This window comes from Acetobacter cerevisiae, from assembly GCF_001580535.1.
GTDB lineage: Bacteria > Pseudomonadota > Alphaproteobacteria > Acetobacterales > Acetobacteraceae > Acetobacter > Acetobacter cerevisiae.
In genome coordinates, this window is the sequence record NZ_LHZA01000138.1 from 1 (window position 1) to 14,744 (window position 14,744).

Genomic DNA, 14,744 nt, shown 5'->3' on the forward strand with positions numbered 1-14,744 from the left:
TCAGACGGGGCCATGATGCTCATGCCGGGCAGGCAGCCCAGATAGGCGATGTCGAAGGAGCCGGCATGGGTCGCCCCGTCGGCCCCGACCAGACCGGCACGGTCAATGGCAAAGCGGACCGGCAGCTTCTGCAGCACCACGTCATGCATCACCTGATCATAGGCGCGCTGCAGGAAGGAGGAGTAGATGGCGCAGAACGGGCGAAGGCCTTCGGTCGCCATACCTGCGGCAAAGGTCACGGCATGCTGCTCGGCAATGCCAACGTCAAAGAAGCGGTCAGGATAGTTCTTCGCGAACGCATCCAGCCCGGTGCCGGACGGCATGGCGGCGGTGATGGCGGCAATCTTGTTGTCGGTTGCAGCCCGGCGCACCAGTTCGCGAGCAAACACGGAGGTGTAGGACGGCGGTCCGGCAGGGCCTTTTTTCTGCTCACCGGTAACGACGTTGAACTTGGCGACGGCGTGATACTTGTCCCCCGCCTTCTCGGCGGGCTGATAGCCGTGGCCTTTTTCGGTCATCACATGCAGCAGGATGGGGCCGTTATCCGTATCGCGCAGGTTGCGCAGGATAGCGACCAGCTGCGGCAGGTCATGCCCATCCACGGGGCCGACGTAATAGAAGCCCAGCTCTTCAAACAGCGTGCCGCCGGTAATCATGCCGCGGGCATACTCGTCCGCCTTGCGGGCGGTGCGTTCGACCGGGGCAGGGAGCTTCTTGACGACTTTCCCGGCCAGTTCGCGCAGGCCCATGAACTTGCGGGAGGACATCAGGCGGGAGAGGTAGTTGGACATCGCGCCAACCGGCGGGGCGATGGACATCTCGTTATCGTTGAGGATGACGATCAGCCGTTCAGCGCCCGGGCCAGCCACGGCAGCGTTGTTCATGGCCTCATAGGCCATACCGGCGGAGATGGAGCCATCCCCGATCACGGCGATGACGCTGCGCTCATGGTAGGACGGGTCTTCTTCCGCGCGCAGATGGTGCGCCACGGCCATGCCCAGACCGGCAGAAATGGAGGTGGAGGAGTGCGCGGCCCCGAACGGGTCATACTCACTCTCGGACCGGCGGGTGAAGCCGGAGAGGCCGCCCGGCTGGCGCAGGGTGCGGATACGGTCACGGCGACCGGTGAGGATCTTGTGCGGGTAGGCCTGATGCCCCACATCCCAGATCACCTTGTCGGCCGGGGTATCGAACACCGCATGCAGGGCCACGGTCAGTTCCACCACGCCCAGAGAGGCGCCCAGATGGCCACCGGTGGTGGAGACGGCGTCAATGGTTTCGGCCCGCAGCTCGTCCGCAATCTGCTTGAGCTGCTCGACCGAAAGGTTCCGCATGTCAGACGGGTAGGTCACCCGGTCCAGAGCAGGAAAACGGCCAAGGGTGGGAATCCGAGGCTTTGCATTTTTGTCGTGAGAACTGTCCATGCGATCGTTTCCATCTTCTTTTCTTGTAGGAAGCGGAATGCCGTCCGGGGAGGCTGGGCGGGATTTCGTTGCCGTCAGTGTGTCTTAACGTCGCGCGAAATATTTTCACACATCGCGATATCAGCCGTTTTGGTTTAATGTTTCTGGCCTGAACGCAAGCCTGCAATTAAAAGTAAGTGCATATTGTGTCTTTTTTGCCACATGTTTTGAAAAAGGCTTGAGCTTGACAAACGAGCCAACCTATATGCAGGCGAACAGTTCCATACGTGATTATGTGCGCAGCACCTGTGGTGGCCGTTACACGGTATGCAGGGGCTGGTTGCCCGGCATGGTCACGTTTTGACAGATTATGAAGTGTCTCACTCAGTTATGATGCAGGCGTCTCAGATGCGCCAAAGCGGGGGTTTATGGCCGTACCTATAATGCAGGCCGTCAGGGTCGGCAGTTATGTCGTCAAACAGCACATCACCGGGCGCAAGCGCTATCCGCTGGTTCTGATGCTTGAACCGCTTTTCCGCTGCAATCTGGCATGTGCCGGGTGTGGTAAGATCGATTATCCCGCAGCCATTCTCAACCAGCGCATGACCGTGCAGGAATGTCTGGATGCGGATGCGGAAGCAGGTGCACCCGTCATCGCCGTGGCCGGGGGTGAACCCCTGCTGCACAAGGAGATGCCGGAGATTGTCCGTGGCCTGATCGCCCGGAAAAAATACGTCTATCTGTGCACGAACGCCCTTCTGCTTGAAAAGAAGATGGATGAGTACGAACCCTCTCCGTTCTTCTCATGGGACGTGCATCTGGATGGCGACAAGTCCATGCACGATTCCTCCGTCTGTCAGGACGGTGTGTATGAACGCGCTGTTGCGGCCATCAAAAAGGCCAAGGCACGCGGCTTCCGTCTCTCCATCAACTGCACCCTGTTTGATGGGGCAGACCCCAAGCGCGTGGCATCCTTCTTTGATGAAGTGATGGCGATGGGCGTGGACGGAATCATGACGGCTCCGGGTTATGCGTATGAACGTGCGCCTGACCAGGAACACTTCCTCAACCGTCAGAAAACCAAGCAGCTCTTCCGTGACATCTTCCGTCTGGGCAAGGGCAAGAAATGGCGGTTTACGCAGTCTCCGCTGTTCCTGAACTTCCTGGCGGGCAATGAGCAGTATCACTGCACCCCCTGGGGCAAGCCGCTGCGTAACGTCTTTGGCTGGCAGCGTCCGTGCTATTTGCTGGGGGAAGGCTATGCCAAGTCTTTCAATGAGCTGATGGAAGACACCAAGTGGGACGATTACGGCACCGGTAACTATGAAAAGTGCGCTGACTGCATGGTGCACTCCGGTTACGAATCTACCGCTGTGATGGATGCCGTGCGCCGCCCCTGGCACATTGCAAAAGTCGCACTGTTTGGCCCGGAAACCGAAAAGCCGATGGCTCCGGAAATTTCCCTCGCCAACCAGCGGCCTGCTCAGTACGTCTTCTCCAAGCAGGTGGAAGAGCAGATGGAAGAAATCGCCGCCCGCAAGCCTGCCAAGGCACCGCGTGTGAAGGTGATCCGCACAGATGCAGCCAATGCCGACGCAGCTCCGGCCAAAGCAGCGCCGGTGGAAGCAACTGCCGCCGACTGAGCCTTCCCTCAGTTTGCGACTCCATGAAAGGAGCGGCTCCCGCACAGGGGCCGCTCTTTTTTTGTACGGTGCTCCGAGGTGTTGAGGCTGTTTTTCCCCTGATTTGTCTCTCTGGCTGGCATACGCTGCCTGCATAAGAGGTGGGGTGTAAGCTCGTTTTCCGCATAGGGATGTGCGCTGACAGGCATGGTCAGTGCGTACTGGCCTCGGGGGCCATCATCCCCTATCGTGCATTTTCCGTCGTCACGCAGGGCCACCGCATTTCATGACTGCTTCCATTCTTATCATTTTTTTACTGGTTATTCTGAACGCCGTTTTTGCCATGGGAGAGCTGGCTCTGATTTCGGTCAGAATGCCGCGTCTGGCCATTTTGCGGGAGCAGGGCATGCGGGGCGCAGACCGCGCCATGCGTCTGGCGGAAGACCCGCAGATTTTCCTGCCCACAGTGCAGGTCGGCATGACGCTGGTGTCCATTCTGGAAGGGACGTTCGGTGGGGTGCAGGTTGAAGCGCATCTCACACCCCTGCTGGAAAAGATCGATTTTCTCCGGCCTGTGGCGGCTCAGGTTTCCATGGTGCTGGTGGTTATCGCCATTACGGCTCTCATGCTGGTACTGGGTGAACTGGTGCCCAAACAGCTGGCGTTGCGTGAGCCCGAAAAAATGGCGGCCCGTCTGGCTATGCCGCTGGAAATTCTGGCGCATGCCACGCGCCCGGTGGTGTGGGTGCTGCGACAGTCTTCCAACATCGTGCTCAAGCTGATGGGGGCTGGCGATGCCGTGAGCCAGACGCTGACGGAAGAAGAACTCAAGGCCTATATCGCCGAAGGGGCTCGCTCCGGTGTACTGGAGCATGAAGAGCGCACCATGATCGAGCGCCTGCTACGTCTGGCAGACAGGCCGGTGCGTGCCATCATGACGCCGCGTAATGAGCTGTACTGGATTGATCGCCATGCCGGGCGTGACGCGCTGATCAAGGCGCTCAAGCAGACAACCTATGCCCGTCTGGTGGTGTGTGAAGGCGGCGTGGATAACCCGGTCGGGGTCGTGCTGGCAAAGGACATGCTGGACCGTATGCTGGATGGCATGCCTGTCTCCATAGAAGCTGGCCTGCGGCAGATGGTGGTGGTGCCGGACAGCATTTCAGCGCTGGATATGCTGGAGCGGATGCGCAGTATTTCTCTGGGCATGGCGTTTGTGTTTGACGAATACGGTTCGTTTGAAGGGGTCGTGACAGCGTCTGATCTGTTTGATGCTATTGTGGGTGAGGGCGGTCATGACGCCTCTCAGACCACCGCAGCCCATCACGCGCCCACACAGGATGATGTCCTGCTGATGGACGGCACGGAGTCTGCTGATGAAGTGAAAGACCGCCTCGGCCTGCGGAGCCTGCCGGATGAAGGCAGCTACCACACGCTGGGCGGCCTGATTCTGGCTCTGCTCCGTCGCGTGCCCGCCATTGGGGATAAGGTGGTCTATTCCGGCTGGCTGTTTGAAGTGCTGGAAATGGAAGGGCGCCGCGTCTCCCGCGTGCGGGCCAGCCGGCAGGTTCTGGCCGAAAACTGAGGACCAAAAATCTATCGAACAAACGGCCTGAACAGAGGGATCTGTCAGGCCATTTTGATGTGGAGCACGCGGCGGTCGGACCTTAGAGGGCTATTGCTGAACCTGCACAGGGGGCGTGCCGCAATGGGGTGTAACAGGCCAGAAGGCCTGCGCGGTTTCCTGCTGCATTTTTGAAATCTGGGTTTGAATCCACTGCATATATTCGTGCAGCCCACGGATGATGATGTCGTCCACTGTCTGGTCTGCCAGTGTGACGCGCAGTTCCGCGACGCGCTCCTGAATGGGAGAGCAGAGGCGGCGCAGGCTGCCATGCCCGGCAAGGGTGCTGAGGGTGCTGTCCAGCAGACGCAGGCTTGTTGTCAGAGAACGCGGAAAGGCATCGTTTTTCAGCAGGAAGCCAACAACATTGGCAGGTGTTGTCATCACAGGCTGTAAACGCCGGAAGGCATGATACGCCGCAGCGGATCGAAGGATGGATGCCCATTGGGTAATGTCAATTTCAGACCCGACTGCCTCATGGCCCGGCAGAAGCGTATGGTAGCGGATATCAATCAGGCGGGTAATCTGGTCACTACGCTCCAGATGTTTGCCCAGCAGATAGAACAGCCACGCCTGATCCCGATACAAGGTACCTTCGGTGACGCCAAAATGGGTCTGGCATTCCTGTTTCAGTCGGTTGCACAGGCCGGAAAGGCTGTTCATCCGGATATCGGAGGGCTGCAGGTCCAGCACCCAGCGGGTAAAGACGTTGAGCTGCATCCACATCTCCGTTGAAATCAAGGGACGGACAGCACGTGCATTTTCCCGCACGGAATGCGCCATGGCCTTGATGGAGTTAGGGTTTTCCTTTTCCGTCACGTAAAAGGCGATCACATCCTGTTCCGTGACAGTCTGATGGCGGGCGTAAAAACAATCCTCATCAGAATGGATCTGCAGAATGGTATCCCACCCCGGCTGACCATCCGGCCCGCGCACAAAGCTTTCCGTTACTTCCAGAAGCCGGGCCAGATTTTCAATACGCTCCATGTAGCGTGCCAGCCACATCATGCACTCGCCGTAGCGCGAGAGCAGATTGTTCAGCCCCGGCTGCATATGGAAAAGGCCTGTGGAAATTTCACTCATGATGCCAGCACCCACGTATCTTTGGAGCCACCCCCCTGTGACGAATTGACGACGAGTGAGCCTTTCCGCAGCGCCACGCGGGAAAGGCCTCCCGGCAGAACCCACGTGGAGCGCCCCGTCAGCGCAAAGGGGCGTAGGTCCACATGGCGTGCTTCCACACCGTTGGGGCAAAGGGTGGGGGAGACGGAAAGATTGACCACCGGCTGGCTGATGTAATTACCGGGGTTTTCTTTCAGCCTGCGGCGGAACTCATCCAGTTCGTCCTGCGTGGCATGCGGGCCAATCAGCAGGCCATAGCCACCGGACTCACCAACGGGTTTGATCACCAGCTTGTCTATATTGGCCAGCGTATAGGCCAGCCCCTCGGGTTCTGCGCAGATATGGGTATCGACACTGTCCAGAATGGGGTCCTGATCGAGATAATAGCGGATAATGCGCGGCATATAGGCATAAACGGCTTTATCATCTGCGACCCCTGTGCCCAGCGCATTGGCAATGGTGACATTCCCGCGGCGATAGGCTTCGACCAGCCCCGGCACGCCCAGCATGCTGTCCGGATTGAAAGCCAGAGGGTCCAGAAATTCATCATTCAGGCGGCGATAAATAGCATGGACAGGCCGCAGTCCCGCTACGGTGCGCATGAACACACGGTGGTTTTCCACCACCAGATCCTTACCTTCCACCAGTGGCACGCCCATCTCGCGCGCCAGAAAAACATGCTCAAAATAAGCGGAATTATAAATACCGGGAGAAAGCAGAACGACCTGCGGGTCCAGCACACCTTCCGGCGAGACTTCGCACAGGCTCTGGTGCAGTTTCAGCCCATATTCATCTACGGAGCGGAGCGGAAGACCGGCGACCAGATCCGGCATAAGCCGCAGCATCATATGCCGGTTTTCAATAACGTAAGAGACGCCGGAGGGGGTACGGGCATTATCTTCCAGAATCAGAAAACGCCCGTTCTGGTCACGGATTAAGTCTGTACCGTTAATATGCACATACACGCCACCGGGCACGTTCAGCCCGACCATGGCCTCACAGTAATTCGGATTGTTCAGCACGAGGTCTGCCGGGATAATCCCGTCCCGCAGAATGGCACGGTCATGATAGATATCGTGCAGGAACAGATTAATGGCCTGAACGCGCTGCTGCACGCCGCGCTCAATATGGTCCCATTCCGCGGCGGTGATGACGCGGGGAATGACATCAAACGGCAGCACACGGTCTATCGCCTCGCGGTCTGAATAGACGGTGAAGGTAATGCCCAGCCGGTAAAGCTGTGCCTCCGCCGCGGTTGTGCGGTGCCGCAGGTCTGCCAGCGTAAAATGGGCCAGACGGTTTTTTACAGCCTGCAGAGCAGGGGGAATGCCATCCTTGCGGTTCATAAGTTCACAGAAGAAATCCGGAACATCATAAGCGGCAAAAATACCAGCCGCCTGAACGGGTGCATGGAGTGGCGTGTCATTCATACCCTGACTCCCGATATGAGGTCCGACACTTCTGGCGGGTCCGGAAACCTGCGCCTCTGCATGCCGTTTCGTTACGGTTAATTACTTAAGACGAGCAGGATTTCCGGCGTTTGCCAAGCCGCAAAACAGAAATTTGTTCTTTTAACGGAATATCATGCGCAGGGGGCTGGTCTGCCATGGATTAATGCTGATACCGTATACGCATTCATACGCCATAAGCGGTTTCTCCCGTCCTGTGGCAGGAGAGGAACAGGGCGTTTCAGCATGAGCAGGGTGTTCAGGGCCGTACCACCATGAGTTCACACGTCATGCTGACCCACACGACCCGGTATCGGTATGACCGGCCTGTTTTTCTGGGGCCACAGACCATCCGCCTTCGCCCTTCCGGCACGGCCAGAACACCGGTGCGGTCCTATGCTTTGCGGGTTGATCCGGTCGCGAGCAAACAGAGCTGGCATCAGGATGGCTTCGGCAATCATGTTGCGGAAGTGGTCTTTGCGGAGCGCGTGACGCATTTTGATATCACTGTGCGGCTTGAAGCCGATCTGACACCCAGAAACCCGTTTGATTTCACGCTTGCTCCTGCGGCGCGTCGCTGGACGCCGCCTGTCGTTTTTGCCACGACCTTGGGAGAAGAAAGCGCACCAGCGCAGCACCAGCAACAAGCCATGCAACAGCAGCAGCAGCCGTGTGCGATCGCGGGGTCTCAGCAGGCTGAGACAGATCTGCCCGCCTGCCCGCACCAGTTTTACACACCGGAAGAACAGGCCAAACTGGCCCTGTATCGCGCAACACCTCTCGCCGGCCCGCATCTGCACGCGTTTCTGACGGACTGGGTGGAAAAAGCCCCGCGCGATACGCTAGATATGCTGGTGGCACTCAATCGCGCTCTGGCCGCGCGCATTGGGTATCAGTTGCGTCTTGAACCTGGCGTATGGAGCCCGGAAGAAACGCTGGCCCGTGGGGTTGGCTCCTGCCGGGACAGTGCCTGGCTGATGATTGCCCTGTTGCGGCATCTCGGCTTTGCCGCCCGGTTTGTCTCGGGGTATCTGATTCAGTCCAGCCAGACGGCGGAGGGCGAAGAGGCCCTGACCTGTGACCTGCACGCATGGGCTGAAGCCTTTCTGCCCGGTGCGGGCTGGGTGGGGTTTGATACCACTTCCGGCCTGCTGACAGCACAGGGCCACCTGCCGCTGGCTGCCACACCCGCCCCGGAGCAGGCGGCTCCGGTTACGGGCCTGCTGGACCAGTGTAAAGCCACGTTTGATGTCTCCATGCAAACTGATCGTCTGGTGATGCCAGACAGCGTCTGATTGACTGGTTTTCCTTGCGTTACGATCCGGGACGCAAGAGAGTGATCAGCATGAGGCTTTTTACCTGTCAGTCCTGTGAGCAGATTCTGTTTTTTGAAAATACAGTCTGTGAGCATTGCAAACATCAGCTCGGGTATCTGCCGGGACTTTCCGTGTTGTCTGCACTGGAGCCTGTTGAGGGCGGCCTGTGGCGGCCCTTAGAGCCGCGCATCCGTCAGGCGGAACTGGCCTATTGTGCCAACCATGCGCATGACGTGTGCAACTGGATGACGATGCCTAATGAATCCGGGCATCCGTCTTTCTGTTTTGCCTGCCGGTTTAATCGCATCATCCCCAATCTGGATAAGCCGGAAAATCTGGAACGCTGGCATAAGCTGGAAGTCGCAAAGCATCGTTTGTTCTACACGCTGTTGCGCCTGAAACTGCCCATGAAAACCCGGCTGGAAGACCCATTGGGGGGTCTGGTGTTTGACTTTCTGGATGACCCGCCAGACGGCTCTTCTGCGGTGATGACCGGCCATAATAACGGTGTGATCACCATCGCTCTGCGTGAGGCGGATGACGCCTGCCGTGAGCGAATGCGGGTGGAAATGGGAGAATATTACCGCACGCTTCTGGGGCATTTCCGGCATGAAGTCGGGCATTATTACTGGAATGTGCTGGTGCGGGACGCCGGGCGGCTGGACGCCTGCCGTGCGGTGTTTGGGGATGACCGGGCTGATTATCAGCAGGCCTTGCAAACCTATTATGACAGCCCGCGCCCGACGGACTGGCAGACGCATCACGTCAGCATTTACGCTACGTCTCACCCGTGGGAAGATTTTGCGGAAACATGGGCACATTATTTGCATATTGTCTCAACTCTTGAGACAGCATGGGCCTATGGAGTCTCGATCAATCCGGCTCTGGCCGGGGCGCAGCCCTCATCGTCTCCGCAGCATGGAGACCCTTATACCGAGGCCTCTTTTGATGAGATCATGCAGGCATGGCTGCCGCTGACTTATGCCGTCAACAGCCTGAACCGCTCCATGGGGTTGCCTGATTTTTACCCGTTTGTGCTGACGCAGGGTGTGGTGAACAAACTCTCATTTATCCACACCCTCATTCGGGAAACACAGGCTTTACGGTCCTGCTAAACCCCAGTCCTGCATTGTCTGACTAATGCAGAACCCGCGTATTAATGGTGTGGGCCAGAGCCTGCTCGTCCGCAAAATCCGGCCATTCATTCCGTGCCAGTGCGGTGAGGGACGGCGTCGGCAGTTTCAGCTTGGCAGCATAGATCCACAGGTATGAGAGCGCCCGATGGACGTAGTCCCGCGTTTCCGTGTTGGGGATCAGTTCCATGAACAGCAGCGGATCATCTGAGGAGGAGGCCGCTTTTTCCCACCGGGCCAGCGCCGTGGGGCCAGCATTATAGCTGGCCAGAAGGCGGATCATATCGCCACCACGCAAAGGCGTGTGGGCGTTATGGCGCGTCAGGTCCGCCAGATACTGCACATAACGCTGCCCGATTTCCAGATTCAGGCTGGGGTCATGCAGGTCGCTGGTCGCGTTTTCAAACCGGTGGTTCAGTGTATTGGGCGGGCTTGTCACAAAATCAGCCGTCAACGGGCGGATCTGCATCAGGCCATGCGCCCCGGCACCGGAGACGGCCTGCGGGTCAAAGTTCGATTCCAGCCGGGTCAGCGCATAGACCAGCGCCGGGTCCATAATAAAGCCGTGGCGTGGCTTGAGCAGGGGGAGCGGCAGATTTTGTTGCTCCGGCCCCTGCGCCGAGGAGTGGGCCTGCAGGGCGTCTGACATCTCCGCAGAGAGGTCATGCAGGCCTGCGGCATCCGCCACCAGCTGGAAGGACCGGGCAAGGGTGACGTCATGCAGGTCCGGCCAGGCCCGGCGGATGGTGTTTTCCGCCCGTTCCTGCTCCCCGACCTGCAGCAGAGCAAACACCCGCCGCCCGATATCGGTCGCCCCCACCGCTTCAATATCAATTTCCGTCAGAACCTGTGCCGAGGGTGCTTTGCCTGAGGGTTCCAGCGGGGAGAAGCTGACTTTCCGCACATGGTCGTGCTCATGCTCATGGCTTGCGCTTGCATGATGCAGAATACGGGTAGCCAGAAGCCCGTAGAAAGTTGTGGGAAAGGCTTCTGCATGCTGGAGCCAGGTATGGCGGGCATGGTCCTGCCCGAGCTTTTCGTGCGTGCGAGCGGCCCAGAAGGCACACGCGGCGCGCATTTCCGGTGTAGCGGTTGCGGCGTGAGAGGCTTTTTCAAAGAAAGGTGCAGCCTGCTCATAATCCCCCTGCTGCCACAGGGCCAGTCCGGCCACATAGCCTGCCAGAGCATTTTTGTTCCGGGAGCCTTCAACTGCGGTCTGGCTGATCTCCAGCGCCACATCCGTTTCCCCGGCATTGAGCATCGCCTGAGCGGTTTCTGCCTGAAGCTGGGCGGCGTAGGCGGGCGTCATGCCCGGTGTCGCGGTAATCAGATGCAGGGCGCTGTGCACGCCCTTCAGGCCCCAGCCGGTGCGTTCACGCAGGGTGCGGTCCAGCAGCGGGTTACGGGTAAAGTCCAGCGTCAGCGGGTCAGCGGGGATGCTGGTATGGTCTGGCGCCAGATGGGTGGAGACCGGCACGGGCGGCAGCGGCCCCCCATGCTGGGGCAGGGCGGCCAGACGGGCCCAGATGGCGGCACCGTCGGCGTAGGAGACATATTTCTTCAGCCAGGCCCGCAGTTCCGTCGCACCGGGATGGTAGGAGGGGTTGAGATAGCGGTCGGCCTCAATATCACCCAGCAGCGTGGCGTCTGTAAGCCGGGTCGTGCTGGTGATGGCTTCTGCAAAGGCCCCCTGTCGCTGGAGGCGGAAGATGGACTTGATCTGTGTGCTGACTTCCGGGGAGAGCGGCTTTGGCAGGGGAATGTCATCCCCTTCCGGAAACGCCTGTCGTGGCATGACCATCGCAAGCTCTTCGCTGTGCGTGTCCTGCCCCGTCCCGGGGAGCTTGGCATAGGCTTTCGTCGCTACGACGGAAGCACCGGCCAAAAGGGCGGCTCCGGCCATAAAGGCCTTTGCCGCGATTTGATGAGGGATCTGTCCTATCGCTCGCATGGCTGGCGGGGTCTATGAGGTTCTGCGCCAAAAAGCAAGTTTACTCTCTGTAAGCACTCAGGAGGAGTGCTTGAGAAAACGAGAAAACGCAGGTGTGAATAGCTGGCGAATAGGAGAGGAACTACTTGTGTTTAATAAGGAAATTGTCGTCTGAATAGAGTCGGCTTTATTGTTATGACTTCAGGATGTTCATCAGGCTCTGGCGTGGATTCAGCCGTTGCTCCGTAGCGTTTGTGCAACAAGCATCAGGTCCTGCCAGATTTCCTTGCGGGCGGTGGCGCTGGCCCGCAGCTGGAGCGGGTGACGCATGACAAGGGTGGGGAGGGGCGAGGCCAGACCGGGGATAGCCGCAGGCCCCCAGCTTTTGCGGGGCAGGGGCATTTTGGCGTCCAGCAGCATCCGGGCCGGAAGCCGCCCGCACAGGAGCAAACGCTGGGGGGCAAACAGGGCGATGGCCCGTTCCAGGAAGGGACGACACAGCTTCAGTTCGGCTTCAGTCGGGGCGCGTCCGCCCGGTGGCCGCCAGGGCAGGGCCGTGGCCAGCAGCAAGGTCTGGCGGTCCATCCCCAGCGGGGTGAGCATGTGAGCCAGCAGGTCACCACACAGGCCGGAGAAGACTGCACCGCTCCGGTCTTCATCCGCATCCGGGGCTTCACCGATAATCATCAGCGGGGCCTGAAGGGGGCCGGTTGGGAAGAGGGTATGCATGGCAGTTGTGCGCAACGCACATGCGGAAAAGCCATCGACAGCCGAGCGCAAGGCCTCCGGCGTGGTGGCTGCCGCTGCCAGAGCCCGCGCCTGCGTCAGCGTTTGCGCCAGCAGAGCCGGGCCACTTTGTGCCGCCGAACCCCCAGGGCGTGCGGTCTCTGGGGAAGGTGGGGGTGTCTGGCCAGAAACGGAGGGGGCAGGCGGCGCAGCGCGACCCGGAGCACCGGTCAGACGACCATCCGGTGCGCGCCGCATCGCGGGCTCTTCACCGGGGAAACGCATTTTTCCTAAGCGGGCGAGGCGCTGGTCCACAGGGGAGTCGCCCACCACGGTATCCACGCCCCATTCCCCGTACAGGCGCAGAAGAGACAGAGCGGCGTCCATCAGATAAACTGCCACAAAAAGGAGGGGCCGGTTTGGCGGTTGGCTGCGGGCAGGGTAGAGAAGTATCCGCCGTTCATGTCATGTCTCCCCAGTCTTTGACGGAACGGGGCGTATCCAATGGCCTGTTAGGGCCTCTGCCGCTCCTGGATAGGGTCATTATGCTGTTTTGTCGCCTTCTGCCTACGGTTTTCCTGCTGCTATCGGCTTCGGTTCTGACCCCCTGCGCGTCTGCTGCCGCTCCCAAAGGGGCAGAAACCAGCCAGACAGCCCCACCGGAAAAAGCCCCGGGCACACCGCTTCAGACCAAAAGCGACGCCCAGCCAGCGGCCGGTCACATCGATTCGGGCGCTTTCCTCACTGCCGTGGTGGCCACGCATCAGGGGGATGATCTGGACGCAGCCCGGGCCTTTCGGGCCGCAGCCGCCGCAGACCCCACCAATCAGGACCTTCTGAAACAGGCCTTTATCCGCAGCGTGCTGGCCGGAGACCCTGAGGCCGTGCCGCTGGCGCGCGTGACAGCGAAGCTTCCGGAAGGGCAGAGCATCATTTCCTCGCTGGTGCTGGGGAACGATGCCACAGCACGGGGTGACTGGACGGAAGCAGCCCGTTTCTACCAGCAGGCTGGCGCAGACCCTATGGCGCACCTTATTATGCCGCTGCTTCAGGCATGGTGTCAGCAGGCGCAGCATCATGCGGATGAGGCGATTGCGTCTCTCACTCACATTCAGGGTTCTGTGCTGGTGCCGTTTTATACGCTGCACGCCGCTATGATCGCGCAGACGGCTGGCCAGACCGCCCGTGCGGGAGACCTGTTTGCGCAGGCTGCCAAAATGATGCCGGGTTATGACCTTCTGCTCACGCGGTCTCAGGCCGCATGGCTCTGGTCGCAGGGGCAGCAGGACAAGGCGCGGACGCTCATGCGGGGCATGATTGAGGCGGACCCGGTGCTGGCGCTGGCCGGAGCCCAGTTGCAGTCGACTATCAGCCATTTCCCAGTCACGTCCGCGCAGAGCGGTATTGCCCGCGCTTATGTTCTGACGGCGTTTCTCCTGCGTCAGCAGGGCCGCCAGCAGGGGCGGAGCCAGCATCCCGGTCCGAGTGATCATCAGTTTGATGAAGCCTCTCGCCTGATGCTGGGTTTTGCGTTGGGGCTGGACCCACATCTGGCGGAAGCCCGGCTGATGCTGGCGGAAATTCAGGATGATGAAGGCCATCAGACTGCCGCGCGTGAGACCTTGCTGCGTATCCCGCAAACAGACCCGCTCTACCCCGTTGCCGCTTTCCGTCTGGCGCTGGTGGATGGCTCGACCGGGCATCTGGATGAAGCGCGCACGATTCTGACGCACCTTGCGCAGGATACGGGCGGGCAAGGACTGGCCGTGCGGGCCTTAGGCAATACCTTGTCTGCTCAGAAGGACTGGAAGGGCGCCATTACGGCCTATAATCAGGCCGTGACGCAGGCGACAGCCAGCAAGACGCTGGACTGGTCGCTCCTGTTCCTGCGGGCCGTAGCGTATCATGAAGCAGGTGACTGGCCCCGCGCGAAGGCAGACCTGCAACAGGCCCTGAAAATGGCCCCGGATGAACCGCTGCTGCTCAATTTCCTCGGCTATTCGATGGTGGAGCGCAAAGAGAATCTGGGTGAGGCCGAAGCCCTGCTGCGCAAGGCCGCTGATCTCGACCCGCAGGATGCCGCCATTCGGGACAGTCTGGGGTGGGTTAAGGTAGAGCAGGGGGATCTGGCGGGCGGCACCGCTCTGCTGGAACGCGCTGCCGAGCAGACGCCGGAAGACCCGGAGGTTAATTACCATCTGGGGGAGGCCTACTGGCGCGCCGGGCGGCAAAGCGAGGCAGTGGACCAGTGGAACGTCGCTCTTGGTCTGCACCCCGAACCAACGGATGAAGCCCTGATCCGGGCCGCACTGGCACGTGCCTCGGCAGCCGGGATTAATAAAGCCACACAGCAGCAGAGCGCCCCTCCGGCAGAGAGCGGCCCTGCCACAAGCGGAGGAAAGCACACGCCGTGACGTCAG

General features: G+C 59.9%; 10 protein-coding genes. 5 read left to right on the forward strand and 5 right to left on the reverse strand.

Annotated features, from left to right (window positions below; genetic code table 11):
• On the reverse strand, positions 1-1,424 hold a 1,424-nt coding region (dxs, locus tag AD928_RS06415; RefSeq protein WP_062249196.1), incomplete at its 3' end, for a 1-deoxy-D-xylulose-5-phosphate synthase.
• A gap of 407 nt (positions 1,425-1,831) precedes the next feature.
• Between dxs and hpnH the strand changes: the two genes are divergently transcribed.
• The gene (gene hpnH, locus AD928_RS06420; RefSeq protein WP_062142130.1) at positions 1,832-3,046 is read left to right on the forward strand and encodes an adenosyl-hopene transferase HpnH; all 1,215 of its coding nucleotides are present in this window, start codon (positions 1,832-1,834) and stop codon (positions 3,044-3,046) included.
• 265 nt (positions 3,047-3,311) lie between these two features.
• A complete protein-coding gene (locus AD928_RS06425; protein ID WP_062142131.1) occupies positions 3,312-4,610 on the forward strand; it encodes a hemolysin family protein in 1,299 nt (432 codons plus the stop codon).
• Positions 4,611-4,700: 90 nt separating this feature from the next.
• Here AD928_RS06425 and AD928_RS06430 read toward each other — a convergent pair whose 3' ends face one another.
• Positions 4,701-5,702 carry an alpha-E domain-containing protein gene (locus AD928_RS06430; protein WP_062142154.1) on the reverse strand — a complete coding sequence of 334 codons (1,002 nt, stop codon included), beginning with the start codon at positions 5,700-5,702 and terminating at the stop codon, positions 4,701-4,703.
• A 26-nt stretch (positions 5,703-5,728) separates the two neighbouring features.
• Positions 5,729-7,201 carry a circularly permuted type 2 ATP-grasp protein gene (locus AD928_RS06435; protein WP_062249198.1) on the reverse strand — a complete coding sequence of 491 codons (1,473 nt, stop codon included), beginning with the start codon at positions 7,199-7,201 and terminating at the stop codon, positions 5,729-5,731.
• A 293-nt stretch (positions 7,202-7,494) separates the two neighbouring features.
• Between AD928_RS06435 and AD928_RS06440 the strand changes: the two genes are divergently transcribed.
• Together AD928_RS06440 and AD928_RS06445 are read left to right on the forward strand one after the other, a co-directional pair.
• Positions 7,495-8,514 (forward strand): transglutaminase family protein, encoded by a 1,020-nt coding sequence (locus tag AD928_RS06440; RefSeq protein ID WP_062249201.1) that lies wholly within the window; start codon positions 7,495-7,497, stop codon positions 8,512-8,514.
• 50 nt (positions 8,515-8,564) lie between these two features.
• Positions 8,565-9,650, forward strand: a complete 1,086-nt coding sequence (locus AD928_RS06445; RefSeq protein ID WP_062142134.1) for a zinc-binding metallopeptidase family protein — start codon at positions 8,565-8,567, stop codon at positions 9,648-9,650.
• Positions 9,651-9,672: 22 nt separating this feature from the next.
• Here AD928_RS06445 and AD928_RS06450 read toward each other — a convergent pair whose 3' ends face one another.
• Together AD928_RS06450 and AD928_RS06455 are read right to left on the reverse strand one after the other, a co-directional pair.
• Positions 9,673-11,619, reverse strand: coding sequence for a lytic transglycosylase domain-containing protein (locus tag AD928_RS06450; RefSeq protein WP_062249202.1), 1,947 nt, complete (start codon positions 11,617-11,619; stop codon positions 9,673-9,675).
• Positions 11,620-11,829: 210 nt separating this feature from the next.
• A complete protein-coding gene (locus AD928_RS06455) occupies positions 11,830-12,726 on the reverse strand; it encodes a uracil-DNA glycosylase (protein WP_233419983.1) in 897 nt (298 codons plus the stop codon).
• A gap of 143 nt (positions 12,727-12,869) precedes the next feature.
• Here AD928_RS06455 and AD928_RS06460 point away from each other — a divergent pair, with 143 nt between their 5' ends.
• Complete coding sequence (locus AD928_RS06460) at positions 12,870-14,738, forward strand: tetratricopeptide repeat protein (RefSeq protein ID WP_062249246.1); 1,869 nt, start codon at positions 12,870-12,872, stop codon at positions 14,736-14,738.
• Positions 14,739-14,744 lie beyond the last annotated feature (6 nt).

What these genes read in the sequence shown, in the direction of transcription:
- AD928_RS06425 (WP_062142131.1), top strand. Translation starts at nt 3,312, where the DNA reads ATGACTGCTTCCATTCTTATCATTTTTTTACTGGTTATTCTGAACGCC.
- AD928_RS06430 (WP_062142154.1), bottom strand. Translation starts at nt 5,702, where the DNA reads ATGCAGCCGGGGCTGAACAATCTGCTCTCGCGCTACGGCGAGTGCATG.
- AD928_RS06460 (WP_062249246.1), top strand. Translation starts at nt 12,870, where the DNA reads ATGCTGTTTTGTCGCCTTCTGCCTACGGTTTTCCTGCTGCTATCGGCT.
- AD928_RS06445 (WP_062142134.1), top strand. Translation starts at nt 8,565, where the DNA reads ATGAGGCTTTTTACCTGTCAGTCCTGTGAGCAGATTCTGTTTTTTGAA.
- AD928_RS06435 (WP_062249198.1), bottom strand. Translation starts at nt 7,201, where the DNA reads ATGAATGACACGCCACTCCATGCACCCGTTCAGGCGGCTGGTATTTTT.
- hpnH (WP_062142130.1), top strand. Translation starts at nt 1,832, where the DNA reads ATGGCCGTACCTATAATGCAGGCCGTCAGGGTCGGCAGTTATGTCGTC.
- AD928_RS06450 (WP_062249202.1), bottom strand. Translation starts at nt 11,619, where the DNA reads ATGCGAGCGATAGGACAGATCCCTCATCAAATCGCGGCAAAGGCCTTT.
- AD928_RS06440 (WP_062249201.1), top strand. Translation starts at nt 7,495, where the DNA reads ATGAGTTCACACGTCATGCTGACCCACACGACCCGGTATCGGTATGAC.